The sequence below is a fragment of the Brachyspira murdochii DSM 12563 genome, assembly GCF_000092845.1.
GTDB classification, from domain to species: domain Bacteria; phylum Spirochaetota; class Brachyspiria; order Brachyspirales; family Brachyspiraceae; genus Brachyspira; species Brachyspira murdochii.
The window spans coordinates 1,108,968-1,128,215 of the sequence record NC_014150.1 but is presented as its reverse complement, the minus strand read 5'-3'; the positions used below and the strand labels follow the sequence as shown (position 1 = coordinate 1,128,215).

The window sequence follows — 19,248 nt, the reverse complement described above, 5'->3', positions numbered from 1 at the left end:
AATGGATACAATTTATTTTTTAGTACAGCAGACAATGTTTTTTTCTATACCTCTTTTACTTGTAGCTTTGGGAGGAATGTTTTCTGAGAGAAGCGGTGTTGTCAATATTGCTCTTGAGGGTATAATGATAATAGGGGCTTTTGCTGGTATATTTTTTATAAGCAGATTGGGGGCTAATTTTCCTCCTACTATTACATTATTTCTTGCTATGATTATATCAGCATTGGCTGGTTTAATATTTTCTCTTCTTCATGCATATGCTGCTATTAGTATGAGTGCAGATCAAGTTATAAGCGGTACAGCTTTAAATATATTTGCACCTGCTTTTGCCATATATGTAACAAGAGCAATCCAAACAGTACAGCAGATAAGTTTTGTTAATAATTTTAGAATAGAGTCTGTTCCAATACTAGGAAGCATTCCTATAATAGGCGGATTATTTTTTCAAAATACATACATAACAACATATATAGGTTTTATAATATTAGCTTTATCTTGGTTTTTACTTTATAAAACTAGATTTGGTCTTAGACTTAGAAGCTGCGGGGAACATCCTCAGGCAGCGGATTCTGTAGGTATTAATGTTTATAAGATGCGTTATATAGGTGTTGCTATATCTGGAGCTTTAGGCGGTTTAGGCGGATTAGTATTTGTTATTCCTACTTCTACAAACTTTAATGCCACTGTGGCAGGTTACGGATTTTTAGCTTTGGCAGTATTAATATTCGGACAATGGAAACCTATGAAGATACTTTATGCGGCATTTTTCTTTGGGCTTATGAAAACTTTGGCTTCTGCTTATTCTGGAATACCTATACTTTCAAGTCTGCCTATATCAAATAATATATATAAAATGATACCTTATATCACTACCATAATAGTTTTGGCATTTACATCTAAAAATTCACAGGCTCCTAAAGCATCAGGAGTTCCTTATGATAAAGGTGCTAGGTAATAATATACTTGTTTCAAAAATATGTTATAGCGTGGGATTAGTACAAAAATATAAAACTAATTTTTAAGTTTGTCAAACTTTTCCCACGCAATTATACTCATTATATAGTAACAGTAAAATTTATAATTGTTTAGTTATTATGTAATTTTATTTGTATAACTGAACAGATACTCTTTTTGTTTCTTCATCAAGCCATTTAACAAAAGAATCTCTCATCTGCATCTCTCCAAGATAGTTTTTTACTCTTGTTCTAATGCTTTCCATATCTTTTTCTATTCCTACAATCTTCACTATATAGAAACCTTTTCCTACAAGTTCTCTTACACTGCTGACAGTACCTACTTTATATCCTCTTTTAGCAAGATTAAGTCCTGCATTTATCTGTGCCGGCAATGATCTTTTTCCTGCATCATAAAGAAGATTATATCCCAAATCTCCGCCGTTATTTTTTGTAGCATTATCATCGCTGTATTTTCTGGCAAGTTCGGCAAAATCCTGCCCTCTAGCTGCCATTCCTCTTACTTGTTTTGCTAATTCCTGTTTTTCACCTTTTTCAGTGAAAGTTGCTGCTTTAAAAAAGATCCAAGATAGCTGTACTAAAGTATCTACTTCAAATGCTGATTTATCTTTAGTGTTATTATAGAACTCATCTGCCTCTTCATCTGTAATTTCTGTATTATTTACTACTAAGCCATTTAAGTTTTCCATAGCTATTTGCTTTCTTATAGAGTTTCTGTATTCTTCATAAGATATACCTTCCGCCATTAACTGTTTTGCAAATTGGTCTAAAGTCATATTATATTGTTTTGCTATATTTTCAAGTCTTCTGCTTACATCATTTTCTTCTATGACATAATTATATTCTTTTAGTTTTAAATACATTATTCTCTCTTCAACTAAGTCTTTATAAACCATATCATCATTTATTTTCTGACCTATAGATTTGGCCTGCAATGTTAAAAATGATTTTCTGCTGATAAAATCTTCATATGTAATCGGCATAGAGCCAACTATTCCTACTATGCTGTTCACAACATCATTAAATAATAAATTGCTTTGTATAAAAATAATGGATAGTATAAAAATGATTGTTTTTTTCATTGAAGCTAATCCTTAAAATTGTTATTTATTGCTAATAAAAATTGTTGGCATATACGCCTGCAGCTTTTGTAATTAATAAAACTATTATTTATATAAAACCATGACAAAAGAATATCATTAAACCTACTTATATGCAAGTATAAATTTTTTTTACACTTTGTCTTATATTAATAGTTATTTAAATAATATGAAAGTATATTTTTAAAAGATTTTATATGATATTTTATATCGTAAATATCTCTTATACTTTTTATTTTTTGCATAACATAAAGAGGATTAAAAGATAAATTATAAAAACACTCAATATATTTAAATATTTTATCATCTTCTATATCATTTTTCATTATGCTTTGCCTCATATCATAATCAAACCAATTTTTTGTATCAATAAGATTATTTTCATCGCAATACTTAAATAATTTAGTTCCCGGATACGGTACAAAAATAGAGGCATTCATAGAGTTTATATATCCGTTAAGCATCAAATATTTAACTATTTCAAAAGTATTTATTATATCCTCTTCATTTTCCCAAGGATATCCTAGCTTAACCATCATATCAGTAAAAAGTCCTGCTTTTTTTGCTAATTTTATAGAATTAATCATATTTTCTACGCTATTGTCTGTAATACCTAGCTTTTCTATAGTTTTAGCATTTCCTGAAGGAAGATTGAATATAATAGTTTTAAATCCAGCTTTCTTCATCATTTTATAATCCTGATATTCAAGCACGCCAAGATACATATAGCAGTCAATATAAACTTTTTTATTTAATTTTCTCTCTTTCATAGTTTCACAGAATAATGACAGCCATTCTCCAGTAGGAAAATAAACAGTTGTATCTATTACTTCTTTTATACCATAACGTTTATTTAAATATTCTATTTCATCTGCTACATTTATAGGATTTCTAAGTCTTATATTATTAAAAAGTACATTAGAGGAGTTGCTGTTATAATTATTATATATAGATCCTCTTCCAGACATTATAAATGTACCGGGAGTTTTTTTAAAATGATCATTTATCTTTGAATATAATTTCCAGTTTGTAAGGTTTCTGTCGATAAATGGAAGTCTGTCTAATGATTCCTCTAAGACAAATTTACCTGTATTTTTTATGTTTCCATTAGAAGTTCTGTAATATATTCCTTTGTTTAATTTATCACCGTTATTAATATGATTAACCAAATTAAAAAGAAGCATATCATAATCGCCTCCTGTAAGTATGAAATCTGTTTTTGATTTTTCCATACTCTCTTCTGGAAGTGCTGTAACATGATCTCCTGCAAGAACAATATATGTATTAGGGTACTTTTCTTTTATAACATCTATAGTATCCCATATATAGTTTATAATAGGAGTTTTTACTTCAAAGAATATCAAATCAGGCTGTATTTCATCTATATTGTCAAACCATTCTATAGTAGTCATATTTCTTGCTATTGTGTCTAAAAATATAACATTGATTCCATTATTTTTTAAAAATGTAGCTGCATATGAAGGTATTATAGGGTATGAATATGTAGGATTTTTTAACCATTGAAATTGTTTATTTAAAGATATTAAAGGATATCCTATATTATATTCAAAGGGAGGATATGTTATGCATACTTTTCTTATCTGTTTTTTTTTCATAAAAATAGTTATTTAGTTTTTTTAGCAGATTTCTTCTTTGTGCTGCTTATTTTCTTTTTAATAATTTTATTTTCATATACGTATTTTTCTAATTCATATTGATCATCAAAAATCACATCATACCACTCTTCATATCTTTCGCATTTAGGCGGACTATGTTTAGAACAGATTTCATTTCTATTTTCATAGTTTTTGCAAAGATATGTTTTTTTATCTAAATATCTGCACTCACTTCTTATCATATGATACCAAGTATTTTCGTATATAAAAATAAAAGAGTGCCTAAAATGCAAATACCATTTTAATGTATTAAGTTCGCTTTCATTTTTAGGTTTAGATATTTCCATAACAAGGTCATGACAGCATAATGAGTTGCAGTCTGCACATAGTTTTTCACTAACTTTTTCCTGTCTGTTTTTTAAAAGACTGTCTGAAGGTATTACTTTCAAAATAAAATCACCCCTTTGTAAATATAGTATAAATATTATAATAATAATTGATTAAAATTCAATATATTAATCGTTAAAATAATTTTCCATAAACTCAATAAGTTTTTTCTGAGGTTCTATATATTTTTTTATCTCTTCAGCTGACAGGCATTTCAGCATTTTTATATCCATTTTTTCTAAATCTTTTAATATAGGTTCGGCAAAAGTTATTCCTTTTTTTGTCAGAGTGATAATTTTATTTCTTTTATCTTCTGTATTAATTTTTTTCTTTATGTATCCTTTTTTTTCAAGATTGTCTAATATAGAACAAATAGTCTGTTTAGGCAATGATAATTTTTCTGTGATGGAAGTTTGGGAGCATTCTTTACTGTTATAAATAATAAGTAAAGTAAATAAAGTTGAATCTGTTATACCGTATTGTTTAGCCCATAAATAATAAAATCTGTTGGAAGTGTACCAAAAATTATACATCACTTCCATGCATTTTTTTAGCTCTTCATTTTTCATGACTTTACCTGCTTTTATATAATTTTTATTTATATTAAACAATATATTTAAAATAAAACAAGTATTGTTTATTAAAAGAATATTAATTTTTGAATACTAAAAATATAAAATTTAGACTTAAAACCAAATTTATTAACATTGATACTTTTACGGATTATTTCAGTTTTGTATATACATATATTTGTATTGTTCCATAATAATTTAAAATAGTATTTATAATTTTAATACAAAAAATAATATATGAAGATCACTATTAGTATATTTTTAATATTAACTAAAAATTGCAGCACCTCTAAAATCATTTCAGTATATAATTTTTTTTATTATTAAAAAAGGACTTGAAAATAATATTCCAAGCCCTTTAATAATTTTAATAAATACTTTTTAAATTTATTAATTTACTTTTATTGATATAGTTTTTGTTTCAACTCTTTTATTTGATACATTAATTTTTATTTCTCCCTTTTTGCTGTTAGATTTAACCCAGAAAGAATAATAACCGCCTTCTAGTACTGGGTTGTCATTTCCTATAAGTTCGCCTTCGCCTTCAACCTTTATTTTTACAGCTTCATTAATATATGGAAGTCTATTTCCTAAAGCATCAACTGCTTTTACAGTAATTCTAGTCGAGTCCCAAGATGAACCTTCACTTATAGAATTAATTTCATAATCATCAGCTTTTACTTCAAGTTCTTTGAAAGTAGGATTTTTTAAATAGCTTTTTTCTATAACAGGTTTTGAATCTATATATCCAACAATTTTTATATCTGCCCAGTCCATATCGCTTACACCCGGTATATTAACAGCCATATTTACAATTACAGGAGCATGTTTTAATCCTTGATATTTTCCTGCTGCTGGATATTCTTTTACTATCAAATCATTTTCATGATATATTTCTATATAGTCGCAGTTTGTAGAAATCATTAAAGGAGAAACTCCTCCTATAGCTCTTTCCCCTCTTGCATATATTGTTATAGGTTCTAATACTATTTTGTAGTCTTTGCACATTTGTGATGAATAAGCACTTGCTGCCAATTTAGGATTTCTAAACATATCATAAACACCATGATAACATATTCTATCTCCTGAACCAAAGTTATAATGCGTATGATAATCAAAGGCACACCAGCCTGTGGAACCTGCTAAATATTTATCTATTGCAACAGCATTAATAATTTCATAATGTCTTTTAGTATGTTCTATAGTTCTCTCTTCGCAGTCCTGCATTTTTGTAGGGAACATATGTCCGTTATACTCTGTTATCATGTAAGGAACATTTTTATCTAATTTTGTTATGCATTTTTGTGCTCTTATAGGGTCAGCTTTGCCGTCATAATTGAAATCATTAACTGTATATACGTCTTCTAAAAGCTCACTTCCTACTATATATCTTACTCCGCCTGTTTGTCTTGTTTTATCAAGTTTATGAGCCATTTCATTTGTTTCTTTGTAGAAATTATGATTGTCCTGACTTTCATTTATTCTTACTCCCCAAATTATTATAGAAGCATGATGAAAATCTCTTTCTATCATATCTTTTACATTTTCTATAGAAACTTTCTGCCATTCTTTATCGCCTATATGCTGCCAGCCCGGTATTTCTTCAAAAACCATTAATCCTATTTCATCGCATCTGTCTAAAAAGTGTCTTGAAGCAGGATAATGCGAAGAACGTACAATATTAAGTCCCATATCAAATTTTAATATATCCGCATCTTTTTTCTGTATTCTTTCCGGCATAGCATAACCGACATAAGGGAAACTCTGATGTCTATTTAAACCTCTTAATTTTATTTTTTCTCCGTTTAAATAGAAACCATCTTCTGTGAACTTAACATCTCTGAAGCCTATTCTTACAGAAGTGCTGTCTTCATTAGAAAGTGAAACTTCCAATTTATAAAGTCTAGGATTATTAATAGTCCAAAGCTCTATTCTGTCGGAATCTATATGTTCATCAATCTCAATGTCTGTAAATAGTTCATTATTTTGTAGTTGAATATCTTTTTTTATTTCGCATATATGATATTCTCTATTATAAAGATTAATAGAGACAGTTTCTTTTGAATTTGTTTTTTTGCTGTTTCTTATTCTTATTTTTCCAGTTATATTTTGATTGCCAAGACCAGTTATCATAATATTTTCTATAGAAATATCATCAACTATTATTATCTGAACTTCTCTATATATACCGCCATAGCATAGGTAATCTATTTCATTTCCAAAAGGAGGTATATCATCTCTTTCTAAACTGTCTAATTTTACAGCTATTATATTTTCCCCTTCTTTTAATGCATCTGTTATATCATGTACAAAAGGTAAATATCCGCCTTTATGCTCTGAAAAACTTTTGTTATTAACAAATACTTCAGCGGCAGCCATTGCCCCTTCAAAATTAATTAATATTCTTTTATTTTGAAATTTGGCTTTATCATAATTAAATATATTTTGATATCCAGTAATAAGCCAAGTATCTGATTCATCAAAATAGTGTAATGGTATTTCTGAAACTGTATGAGGCAGTGTTACACTTTCAGCATTTAGTTTTTCTGTTTTTATAGCATCATTCCATTCTTTAAAAAATTGCCAATTGGTATTAAAATTTATTATCTCTCTCATTTTAGTACATACTCCAAATTTTTTATATGGCAAATATTTTATATTTAAAAAAGAAAAAATCAATGAAACTTGTATAATAATTTTTTTAATTAAACATTACTACATAGAGTGTTAAATAGCTTGCAAACAAACACCATGCCAAATATGGAATAAGTAAAATAGAAGCTGCTTTTGAAATGGGTTTAAATTTAATTATATTTATTATTATCATTATATCTAATATTATTATTTCTATAAGACCAAATAAAGGCTGTTTTAATCCGAAGAAAATGAAAGTCCAAAAAGAATTTAATAATAACTGAATTATAAATATTATAACGGCCTGCTTGTTTACAGGTTTTTTATTTATTACAAGGGTAATAGATACAGCAAGCAGTATGTAAAGAATACCCCAAGCTATAGGAAATAGTATATTTGGAGGATTTAATGGGGATCTATTTAAAGAGTTATACCATACAAAGTTATCAGCTTTTACACTGAGTCCTCCTAAAGCACCAATAGATAAGCATACAGCTATAGAAATTATTAATGTGATAATAAATTTTTTATTCATTTCAGCACCTCAAAACTTTATGATAAAATTATATATTAATTGTAAAAATAGTAATCATTATATAGTTTGAAGTTTTAACAAAAAACAGAACTTTTTAAATTTTTTAAGCATATGTATCTACATTATTGCCCTTGCTTGAAGAGCTTGCTATTGCTGACTTTGTAACTCCGCCTGATATATAAACTCTTTTGCATTCTGGGCATATATTAGTAGTTAATGTTACATTCTGAAAAATTACCTCTCCGCCGTTTTTTTCCGCTGATCTCTGATTATTTGCAACATGTTCCTGCTCATGTGAAGCTACAAGTGAAGGGGCACTTGAAGGGTCTATTCTCGTCGGAGTTTTGAAAGATACTCCTATATCATTAGAACCGTCCTGATAGGTTCTTGAGGCACAAGTTTTGCATACGCCTACTTCACTAATCGGAGTTTTTTCTCTTGCTTCTTGAATAATATTAGCTATATTATTATTTCTTATATTATTATTTATATAAGGAGCATTATTACGTATACTTATTTCCATAATTTTATACCTCTTAAATATTATTAATTCTACCCCTATATTAGTAATTATAAACTTATAAGAATAAATATCAATACAGATTTAAAATTATTACTGTGTTATGTTTACTAATTATTGATTTTTATTTGTTTTTTAGTAAATTTTTATTTAGTAAGAATAGTTTTTTTATTTCCGATAATTGAAATGGTATTTTACAGCTTGGGTTTTTATGATGAAAAATATAATTATTTTTTTGTTTTTGATAATATTTTTTAATGTATCTTTATTCTCTGCTCAAAATGATGAGCTTATGGACTCTATAAGAGATAATAATTTAGAGAGAATAAAAATTTTATTAAGAGACGGAGAAAATTTAGATTTATACAATATAAAATATGGTATGAGTCCTTTAATGTATGCTGCTCAGCTTGGTAATATAGACGTAGTTAATGAACTTCTTGATTTTGGTGCTAAGGATTTTGATTTTTCTTTTTATATAGCATGTGCAGAAGGTTATTGGGATATTGCTAAACAAATGATGAAAGCGGGTGCTAGTAATTATAATATTGCATTATCATATGCGGCACTTGGCGGAAAATTAGATATAGTAGAAGAGCTTATTAAACTTGGTGCTAAAGATATTAATCCTGCTTTAGTTTCTGCCTGTGAAGGTGATAATTTAGAAGTAGTTGAATATTTAATAGATAGAGGTGCTAATGTTAATACAAGAGCTTATATAGAGGCGTATAGAAATTATGAGGGTGCTGAAAAAAAATCTCCATTAACTGCTGCATCAAATATTGATATAATAAGAGAATTAGTAAATGCAGGTGCTACAAACTTAAATGAAGCTATTATATATAATGCTGCAATGGTATCTGCAAATTTTGACGGCAGTTATTCTAAAGAAATTTTTAATGAATATATAGATTTAGGTGCTGATGTAAACTCTTTTAATATGGGCGATGGTAAAACTTTGCTTATGTACCTGATAGAAAAAAGACAATTAGATTTTGATTTGATTAAAAAAGTTATAGAGCTTGGTGCTGATGTTAATGCCCGCGATAGAAATGGAAATACTGTATTAATACGTGCTGTAATGTATGAATATGAATCTCCAGTTGAAGATCATAGTTTAAATAAAAAAGTATACAGGACTATAGGAACACCTATTAATGTAATAGAAGAACTTTTAAAAGCTGGTGCTAATCCTAAAGATAGAAACAGCTATGGAAATACAGCATACAGACTTGCAGCAAAAAATAATAGAGAAGATATAATTAAACTTTTTGATGAATATTCAAAATAGTTTTAATTATATAGTATAAAATTATTAAGTTTGTTGCTTTTTATAAAAAATTCACATACGGTATGAGCAAAACCAATAACACAGCAAAAACTAAAGCTGGAAGAAAATCTCCTGTTTTTATTTTAGCCATTTTTAGTAAGTTTATTCCTATCATCATAACAGTAGCACCTCCTACTGCAGAAACTTCTATAAGCATAGTTTCAGATACATAAGGCTCTAAAAATGAAGAAAGTATGGTTAAAATACCTTGATAAATAAAAATACTTATGACAGAAAATGTTACCCCAACTCCGTAAACAGTAGACATAAATATAGCAACAAATCCATCTATGACACTTTTGGTAAATATCAAGTCATATACCCCCTGAGTTCCTGCCTGAAATGATCCCAATATTGACATAGAACCGGAACAGAAAAGTATTGATGAAGTTAAAAATCCCAAAGCAAAATTGCCTGAATTTTCTTTGAGTGTGAATTTATTTTTTAAAAACTCTCCGAAATGTTCAATCTTTTCCTCTATTTTCAAAAATGTACCCGTAATTCCTCCAAGCATTATTGATATTGCAAATATTAATATATGCTTTGTAGTTATTGCCATACTTATACCTATAGTAAGCGATATTATACCTGCAGCTATGAATACAGGAGATTCATATTTTTTAGAGAGTTTATTTTTAAATACAAGTCCTACAAGAGAGCCTATTAATACAGCTATCATATTCACAAAAACAGCTATCATAACATATTCCTAAATATTTTATTTATTGTATTTTTATTAATTAATAATAAAAAGGGCTTAAACTTTCAAGTCTAAGCCCAATTTTATATAAGTTACCCTTTGAGTATTAACCCCATATAATTAGCTTCATATCAAATTTGTAGCTCAAATCTTTATGATATGGATACATTCTTATAGCATAACCGCTTTGACCGCTGTTTATGCATTCCAAAGTTCCAGAGAATGAATGTCTTCCGTTTCCTAAATCAGCAGAATGCTTCATCTCAACTGTAACTGGATCTAATATATCTTCTTTCATGCTTAATTTACCATAGTAAAGTTCTACTCTTACAGAATCCGGAGCTATATCGCCCAAATTAACTATAGTTTTTACTTCAAATTTGCTTCCTACTTTTAAGTTTCTTGAAGGCATTTCAGATATAGTATTTTCAAATGATACTTTAGACCATTTAGAGAATATATCCTGCTTCCAAGTTTTCAAATCTTTAGCTTTAGCAAATTCATTTTCAGTCATATTAAGATATCTTTTGCTTGCATTGTTGTAGAACTTATGGAAGTAATCGGCAACCATTCTATTAGTAGAAAATACCGGACAAACAGTCTGCATACTCCATTTCATAGCAGCAACCCATTGTCTAGGTATATCATCTCTTCCTCTTTCATAGAATAGAGGTATAATTTCATTTTCTAATACATTATAGAGAGCTTTACTTTCAACCTCATCTTGATATTCCAAGTCAGTATACTCTTCTCTGTTGCCAATAGCCCATCCGTTTTGTCCGTCATAAGCCTCGTCCCACCAGCCGTCTAATACACTGAAGTTTAATCCTCCGTTTGGCGGAACTTTCATGCCGCTTGTACCGCTTGCTTCTAAAGGTCTTCTAGGGTTGTTAAGCCATACATCTACACCCTGAACCATATATCTGGCTACATTTATATCATAGTCTTCTAAAAATACTATATGATCTCTGAAATCTTCTCTTCTGCAAATCTCGGCAATATTTCTTATCAATTCTTTACCGCCATTATCATGCGGGTGAGCTTTACCTGCAAATATTATTTGTACTGGTCTTTCAGAATTATTAATTATCTTTTTTAATCTTTCCAAATCTTTGAAAAGCAAAGTACCTCTTTTATATGTAGCAAATCTTCTTGCAAAGCCTATTGTTAAGGCTTCAGGAGAAAGTATCTGTTCAGCATGTTCTATTTCTTTTTTTGTAAATCCTCTGTTTGTAATTTGAGCCTTTAATCTTTCACGGCAGAAATCAATAAGTCTTTCTTTTCTTCTTTCATGAGTTCTCCAGAGTTCTGCATCAGGTATTTTTTGAACTCTCTCCCAAATTTCATATTCTAAAGGTTTAGTTCTCCAACGAGGACCTAAATATCTGTCAAGTAAGTTCTGCATATCAAAAGATATCCAGCTTAAAGTGTGAATTCCGTTAGTAATAGAATCTATAGGAAGTTCATTAACAGGAACACCTTTCCATATATCTTTCCACATAGCTCTGGATACATGTCCATGAAGCTCGCTTACTCCGTTATTTTCAGCTGACAAATTAAGAGCAAGAACAGTCATACAGAAACTTTCTTTTTGATCATCTGGATTAATTCTTCCTAGTCTTATAAACTCGTCCATACTCATATCTATATGCTTAACATATTCATAAAAATATTTCTGAACCATATCTATAGGGAATATATCATTACCAGCAGGCACAGGAGTATGAGTTGTAAATATATTTGAACTATATACAACTTCTCTTGCTGTATTTTTATCTAAATGATTATTTTCCATTAACTGTCTTATTCTCTCTAAAGAAAGAAAAGCACTGTGTCCTTCATTCATATGATAAATTGTAGGTTTAATACCCAATTTTTCTAATGCTTTTACTCCGCCTATACCTAAAAGTATTTCCTGCTGTATTCTAGTTTCCAAATTACCGCCGTAAAGCTGAGCTGTAATATCTCTGTCTTCAACGCTGTTTTCTTCTATGTTGGCATCTAAATAGTAAAGTTCTATTCTTCCTACATTTGCTTTCCATATTTGAGCATAAACTTTTCTGCCGGGTAAATCAACATCTACCTTCATAGTTTCGCCGTTTTTATCTAAAACTTTTTCTAAAGCTAAGTTAAAGAAATCATTTTCTATATCATATTCCTGCTGCCAGCCGTCAGCATTTAAATATTGTCTGAAATAACCTTTTCTATATAATAGTCCCATAGCTACCAAAGGAAGTCCCAAATCACTAGCAGATTTTAAGTGATCACCGGATAATATACCAAGACCGCCGGAATAATTAGGTAAAGATTCATGCAAACCATATTCAAAAGAAAAATAAGCTATTTTTTCATTAGGAGCTTTTTTATCTTCGCTTAAACTATCATACCAAGTTTCCTGTTTCATGTAAGTTTTGAACTCATCATAAACTTCTGCTAAACTCATCATAGCAGCATCGTCCTGAAGCATAGCATCAAAACGTTCCTGTAAAGATTCTCCAAGTACTCTTATTGGATTATGATCTCTTTTATCCCAGTTATCAATATCTATTGTTCTTAATAAAGTTACTGCTTTCTGATTCCAGCACCACCAAAAGTTTTTAGTAATTTCTATAAGTGGCTCCAATTCTTTTGGTACAGATGGCGAAACCATATATTTATTTAATTTCATAACATACCGCCTTAAAAAATTATTTTAGATATATTTTTACTTATTCTATAATATTTTACAATAAAATCAATGAATTTATTTAATTTATGATTATTTATTTTTAATATATTAATTGTACATATTCTACTTGACTTTTATTAATTTTTATATATAATATTTTACTATGAAAGGTAAAATTATTTCAAATATCATAAGTAACTCTTTTTGCTTTGCATTCTTTTTTAGTTTTTTTGGCGTTTAAGACGCCAGTATATTCTATTTTTTTCACAAACCAACATATATAAAATTAAATTTTTTTAATACCAGTATGATAATAAACTGAAAACATCTAATATAATATTTTAAATTTAGGAGATTGACTAATATGATAATCGTAATGAAACCAAATGCTAAAGAAGAATATATAAACAATATAACAGAAAGACTTATTGAAGCAGGACTTGGTACTAATAAGATAGTAGGGGTTGACTGTACTGTTATAGGTATAGTAGGCGATACTTCAAAAGTTGACAGAGAATTAATGGCTACTTTACCCGGTGTTGCTAGAGTATTAAAAGTTCAGGAGCCTTTCAAAAGAGCAAACAGAGCTTTCAAAAAAGAAGATACTATTGTTGATGTAAGCGGAGTAAAAATAGGCGGAGCTAAACCTGTTATAATAGCAGGTCCTTGTTCTGTTGAAAGCGAGGAGCAGGTTATTAATATTGCTAAAAGCGTAAAAGCTGCCGGAGCTTCAATACTTAGAGGAGGGGCTTTCAAACCTAGAACTTCACCTTATGCTTTCCAAGGGCTTGCTTTAGACGGACTTAAAATATTGAAATTAGCAAGAGAAGAAGTAGGTATTCCTATAGTAAGCGAGATAGTATCAATAAGACATTTAGAAGAGTTTGAAAATACAGTGGACATGATTCAGATTGGGGCAAGAAACATGCAGAATTTCGAGCTTTTAAAAGAAGTAGGTAAATTAAATAAACCTATACTTCTAAAAAGAGGACTTGCAAATACTATGGAAGAATGGCTTATGAGTGCTGAATATATACTTGATAAAGGCAACAGCAATGTAGTATTATGCGAAAGAGGAATAAGAACTTTTGAAACATATACTAGAAATACTTTTGATGTTTCTGCTATACCTGTTATAAAGAGAATGAGCCATTTACCTGTTATAGGAGATCCTTCGCATGCCAGCGGTAAATCTTGGATGGCACTTCCTCTTACTCTTGCTGCTCTTGCTGCTGGTGCTGACGGTATGATCATAGAGGTACATAATGATCCTGAACATGCTTTATGCGATGGGGCTCAGTCAATAAAACCTGATGTTTTTGAGGATATTATGGAGTCTGTTAATATGATGAGCGAAACAGTAAATAAAATAAAAGAACGTCATGGCGGAAAAATTTATACTAAGTAATTTATAATATTTTTTAATGGCTGGAGTTTTTATAATTCCAGCTATTTATTATAATTTTTTATTGCAGTTTAATTAAGGTTATAATAATAAATTCTTATATGTTTACTGATAGATTTTTGTATTATATAATCTTAAGTCAATTTCTTATTTCTATATGTCTACATACCAAGAAGGAGGTTTTTTTTCTATAAGCGAATCTGAAAAGGCATATTTCATATTAACATCATTTGACAATTTCCAAGATTCTAAATCCTGATTAAAATTTGAGCAGTTATAAAATGCAAATGATATATTTTTAATATTAGATAGATTCCATTTATCTAAAGGCTGATTGAAATTTGAAGCACTATGAAACATTCCGTTTATAGATTTAATATTACTCATATCCCAATCATTTAAAGGCTGATTAAAACTCTTAGCATCTTTAAACATAGCATCTGCATATTTTACTTTGCTTACATTCCATTTAGAAATATCCTGATTAAAAGAATAAGCACTTTTAAACATAAAACTCATTATTTCTACATTAGATGTATTCCATCTGCTTAAATCACTGTCAAAACTTGCACAATCTGAAAACATAAAACTCATATACTTTACATTAGAAACGTCCCAATTATTAAGAGGCTGATTGAATCTAGTACAGCCTGAAAACATATATTCCATATTAATAACATTAGATACATTCCAATTTTCTATATTATGATTAAAATACATAGCTCCTCTAAATATGTTATGCATATCTTCTACGTTTGAAGTGTCCCAAGTTTCAATGCCGTCAAATTTTTTAAGTTTTGAGTTTTGAAATAATCCAGACATGTCAGTTATTAAGCTAGTATCTATTTTATTAAATTTTATTTTTTCTTTTATTAATTTTAATAATTCTATTTTATCTTTAGGTTTATATTTTTCATTTTCTTTTAATTTTATATTATTAGCCTTTAATTTTTTATGTTCTTTTATAATATCTTCTTTCTTTTCAATTAATTCCTTTAATTCATCATAATAAGTATTTTCAAGTTTTTTAATAAAATCTTTAAGTTTATTATATTTTATAACTTCTTTATACACTTCTTTTATATCGCAGTTTTCAAGCATTAATAAAAGTTTTTTTCTATCATTTCCTTTGGAAAGAAAATATATATTTAATATAGACTTCACATTCTTAAAAGAAGAAGCACCTGATAAAATATCATTAATAAAACAAGCCTCATTAATAATCCAATTTTCTATAGAATGATTAAAACTTTCAGCACCACTAAACATATATGACATACTAATTGCATTAAAGACATTCCAGTTTCCAATATCCTGATTAAAACTTTTCGCATTAAAAAACATATAGTTCATAAATAAAACATTAGAAGTATCCCATTTATCAAGCGGCTGATTAAAATTATAAGCATTCTCAAACATACCAAGCATTTTTTCTGTTTTGCTGACATTCCAATTATTAAGAGCCTGATTAAAATTATAAGCCTTTGAAAACATACTTTGCATATTTTCTACATTAGAGGTATCCCAATTATTTAAATCCTGATTGAAATTTACAGCTTTATAAAACATACATCTCATACTGATAACTTTAGAAGTATCCCACTTATCTAAAGGCTGATTAAAATTTTTGGCTTCAGAAAACATAAATTCCATATTTGTTACATTAGATACATTCCAATCATTTAATGGCTGATTAAAGTTTTTAGCACTTGCAAATATTCCAAACATATTAGTAACTTTTGAAACATTCCAATTATTTATATTTGAATTAAAGTTTACAGCCCCCATAAACATATCTGACATATCTGTAACATTAGATGTATCCCAAGTTTCAATTCCATCAAAATTTTCTCTCTTACTATTTTCAAATAATCTGCTCATATCAGTAATTAAACTAGTATCAATATCACCCAAATATATGTTTTTATCTTGTACTAATTTTTGTAATTCTTCTTTATTTTTTGGTTTAAATTGTTTTTCCATTTTCTTTTCCATTATTGTTATATTCGCCTACGCTATTAATATCTAATAACTTTTCAGTTATTAGATGCTTCGGCTCATTTGTTATTGTTATATTCGCCTACGCTATTAATATCTAATAACTTTTCAGTTATTAGATGCTTCGGCTCATTTGTTATTGTTATATTCGCCTACGCTATTAATATCTAATAACTTTTCAGTTATTAGATGCTTCGGCTCATTTGTTATTGTTATATTCGCCTACGCTATTAATATCTAATAACTTTTCAGTTATTAGATGCTTCGGCTCATTTGTTATTGTTATATTCGCCTACGCTATTAATATCTAATAACTTTTCAGTTATTAGATGCTTCGGCTCATTCGTTATTGTTATATTCGCCTACGCTATTAATATCTAATTTATTATTGTACCAAATTTTCAAGCATTAAAATACAACCAAACATAAATCTATCAACTAAATCTTTATTATTTTCTGATATATTTAATATTTTTAATACTATTTCTATCATATCTCCAAAATTAGCATTATCTCTGCTAATACCATTTGTTGATATATCTAATACTAAACTGCTTACTTTCTCTTCAAATTTATATCCATCTATTGTGTAATAATCTTCATAATATTCATTAAAAGGATATTTATTAACAAAATTTTTTAAATTAGATAATTTATACTCATCATTAAATGAATAAAATTCTTTTTCTAAATCATCAATAACTCTTAATTGATTAATAGGCTGAACAATCTCATAATCTGATAATTGCTTTTTCCATTTCTCTATAATATCATTATCCATTTCTTTTACATATGCTAAACTAATAGAATTATTTTCATTGATTTTTACTTCATTATCATTATAATCAGTAAAACTTCCATCAGTTAAATATCTGAATGTTGTTAAAAACAAATTATTTTCATCATATAAGTTCCAAATTAATTTAACAGCATACACATTAAAAAAATAATTATCTATATAAACAGATTTCCAAAAATTATAAGAATATTTTCTTCCATTCATTAAAAGATATATCATTTTATCTCTTTGACTTTTTACAATGTTTTTTATCTCTTTTTTAATAAAAGTTATTTCTGATTTTAACTCTTTAGAAAAAGTTTTAGGTGCTGTTTTTAATTCTTTATTATTATGCATAATATGAAGCTCCATATTATCATCAATAAAAAGTTTATATTCTTTATCTTCAGCATATACTATCCTCTCGCCATTCTTATCAAGATTAAAATCAGGAACTAATAAATCATCTAATTCATATCTTTCAACTTTCATTCTATTAGCTATAGTTTCAAGTGCTAATTCGGCTGCATTTTTTATGCTTTCTATTTTTGATTTTAAAGATGTCTCGCAAAGTAATCTTAATGCATATTTATTTTTATTTAAAGCTAAAATATAAACATAGTATGAACGAGGATAAAACTCTTTTTTTAAACTTTTTACATAATCTTCTACTATTTTACCATCTCCATATAACCCGCAAATAATTCTTGAAGCTAATTTACTTCTGTCGCTTAAAAATATTTCATAAGATGCATTTCTAAAACTTTCTATATCAAGCAAATTAATAATATCATCAATAATTTCTAATCTTACAACATTATCTTTCACTTTTAAATAACTTCCGTAAATAAATCTAATCATATTTAAACTTATTTTTGTTTTTCTGTCTTTAGTAAAGATAGTATATTTATCATCTATAAATTTTATACTTTTATCAAATGACTTATCATAATTATTATTAACATATTCTTCTGCTTCTTCAATATTTTGAAAAATTATTTTATTAGAATGATCTTCTATTTCATTTTTAAGTTCATTTTCAAAATCTTTTTCTAATTTTGAAACAAAAGAAATAATTTTTTTATTAATTGAATTTTTTAAAGTCTTATGCCACAATTTAACATCTACTTTTTGTAAATTTTTATCTTCATAATATTTATCATAAAATAAATAGCATAACAAATTAATAGGTTCTTTTTTAGAATATATTTCATCAAGCATTTCTTCTGGTAATATATAATCAATATCTTCTTTTATATGATCAAAATTCCATTTATAAGGAATTATTTTAAAACTATTAGCACGATTAAATATAAAACTAATACTTTTTACCTTGCTTATATCCCAATTATTTAAATCCTGATTAAAAGATGAAGCATTAGCAAACATAGAAATCATATATTTTACGCTCTTTATATTCCAATTACTTATATTTTGATTAAAGCTTGTACACCCATTAAACATAGAATTCATATTTGTTACTTTTGAAACATTCCAATTACTAATGTCTTGATTAAAAGATTTGCATTCTTGAAACATGTTGTTCATACTGCTAACATTAGAAGTGTCCCATTTATCCAAAGGCTGATTAAAGTTAGAACAGCTCTCAAACATTCTCGACATATCTTTAACTTTATTGGTATTCCAGTTATTTAGAGGCTGATTAAATTCTTTGCATCCTTTAAACATACTGCTCATATCTTCAACATTAGATACGTCCCAAGTTTCTATACCTGAAAAATCTTCTCTTTCACTACTTCTAAATAATTCGCTCATATCTGTTATTAAACTTGTATCAATGCTTCCAAGATTAATACTTTTATCTTCCACTAATTTTTTTAATTCTTCTTTTGTTTGAGGTTTGTATTTCATAATTATATATCCTAATTAATTTTACCTTATTTTATATTTTTTGAAATATTTTTAAATTTTTATTATATTAAATAAATTATATTATTTCTCTTTTTGCATCTTTGGTAAAAAAGCTGATATAATCTTTAATTAGTTCATTTTACTGCTATATAGGTTTAT

Annotated in this window: 14 protein-coding genes; 3 read left to right on the top strand and 11 right to left on the bottom strand. The window is 27.8% G+C overall.

The window, feature by feature from the left end:
- Position 1 precedes the first annotated feature (1 nt).
- Entirely contained in the window at positions 2-955 is a 954-nt protein-coding gene (locus BMUR_RS04830; RefSeq protein ID WP_013113478.1) for an ABC transporter permease, read from the top strand.
- 147 nt (positions 956-1,102) lie between these two features.
- Here the strand turns inward: BMUR_RS04830 and BMUR_RS04825 are convergent, their stop codons facing one another.
- The 7 genes from BMUR_RS04825 to BMUR_RS04795 form a co-directional block, all read right to left on the bottom strand.
- A complete protein-coding gene (locus BMUR_RS04825) occupies positions 1,103-2,056 on the bottom strand; it encodes a peptidylprolyl isomerase (protein WP_013113477.1) in 954 nt (317 codons plus the stop codon).
- Between the two features lie 167 nt (positions 2,057-2,223).
- The gene (locus BMUR_RS04820; protein ID WP_013113476.1) at positions 2,224-3,690 is read right to left on the bottom strand and encodes a B12-binding domain-containing radical SAM protein; all 1,467 of its coding nucleotides are present in this window, start codon (positions 3,688-3,690) and stop codon (positions 2,224-2,226) included.
- Positions 3,691-3,698: 8 nt separating this feature from the next.
- Positions 3,699-4,139 (bottom strand): YkgJ family cysteine cluster protein, encoded by a 441-nt coding sequence (locus tag BMUR_RS04815; RefSeq protein ID WP_013113475.1) that lies wholly within the window; start codon positions 4,137-4,139, stop codon positions 3,699-3,701.
- Positions 4,140-4,205: 66 nt separating this feature from the next.
- A complete protein-coding gene (locus tag BMUR_RS04810) occupies positions 4,206-4,646 on the bottom strand; it encodes a MarR family winged helix-turn-helix transcriptional regulator (RefSeq protein ID WP_013113474.1) in 441 nt (146 codons plus the stop codon).
- 393 nt (positions 4,647-5,039) lie between these two features.
- Positions 5,040-7,265: a glycoside hydrolase family 2 protein gene (locus BMUR_RS04805; RefSeq protein WP_013113473.1), complete on the bottom strand. Its 2,226-nt coding sequence runs from the start codon at positions 7,263-7,265 to the stop codon at positions 5,040-5,042.
- Between the two features lie 85 nt (positions 7,266-7,350).
- Positions 7,351-7,818, bottom strand: coding sequence for a TspO/MBR family protein (locus tag BMUR_RS04800; RefSeq protein WP_013113472.1), 468 nt, complete (start codon positions 7,816-7,818; stop codon positions 7,351-7,353).
- 103 nt (positions 7,819-7,921) lie between these two features.
- Positions 7,922-8,341 carry a hypothetical protein gene (locus tag BMUR_RS04795; protein ID WP_013113471.1) on the bottom strand — a complete coding sequence of 140 codons (420 nt, stop codon included), beginning with the start codon at positions 8,339-8,341 and terminating at the stop codon, positions 7,922-7,924.
- Positions 8,342-8,552: 211 nt separating this feature from the next.
- Here BMUR_RS04795 and BMUR_RS04790 point away from each other — a divergent pair, with 211 nt between their 5' ends.
- Entirely contained in the window at positions 8,553-9,629 is a 1,077-nt protein-coding gene (locus tag BMUR_RS04790) for an ankyrin repeat domain-containing protein (RefSeq protein WP_041749982.1), read from the top strand.
- A 40-nt stretch (positions 9,630-9,669) separates the two neighbouring features.
- Here BMUR_RS04790 and BMUR_RS04785 read toward each other — a convergent pair whose 3' ends face one another.
- Both BMUR_RS04785 and glgP read right to left on the bottom strand, forming a co-directional pair.
- The gene (locus BMUR_RS04785) at positions 9,670-10,368 is read right to left on the bottom strand and encodes a DUF554 domain-containing protein (RefSeq protein WP_013113469.1); all 699 of its coding nucleotides are present in this window, start codon (positions 10,366-10,368) and stop codon (positions 9,670-9,672) included.
- Between the two features lie 106 nt (positions 10,369-10,474).
- Entirely contained in the window at positions 10,475-13,036 is a 2,562-nt protein-coding gene (glgP, locus tag BMUR_RS04780; RefSeq protein ID WP_013113468.1) for an alpha-glucan family phosphorylase, read from the bottom strand.
- Between the two features lie 364 nt (positions 13,037-13,400).
- On the opposite strand from glgP, the gene aroF reads away from it, so the two are divergent.
- Positions 13,401-14,444 carry a 3-deoxy-7-phosphoheptulonate synthase gene (gene aroF / locus BMUR_RS04775; protein WP_013113467.1) on the top strand — a complete coding sequence of 348 codons (1,044 nt, stop codon included), beginning with the start codon at positions 13,401-13,403 and terminating at the stop codon, positions 14,442-14,444.
- Between the two features lie 150 nt (positions 14,445-14,594).
- On the opposite strand, the gene BMUR_RS04770 is transcribed toward aroF, so the two are convergent.
- Together BMUR_RS04770 and BMUR_RS04765 are read right to left on the bottom strand one after the other, a co-directional pair.
- The gene (locus BMUR_RS04770) at positions 14,595-16,436 is read right to left on the bottom strand and encodes a BspA family leucine-rich repeat surface protein (RefSeq protein WP_049768309.1); all 1,842 of its coding nucleotides are present in this window, start codon (positions 16,434-16,436) and stop codon (positions 14,595-14,597) included.
- A 388-nt stretch (positions 16,437-16,824) separates the two neighbouring features.
- Positions 16,825-19,089 carry a BspA family leucine-rich repeat surface protein gene (locus tag BMUR_RS04765; RefSeq protein WP_013113465.1) on the bottom strand — a complete coding sequence of 755 codons (2,265 nt, stop codon included), beginning with the start codon at positions 19,087-19,089 and terminating at the stop codon, positions 16,825-16,827.
- Positions 19,090-19,248 lie beyond the last annotated feature (159 nt).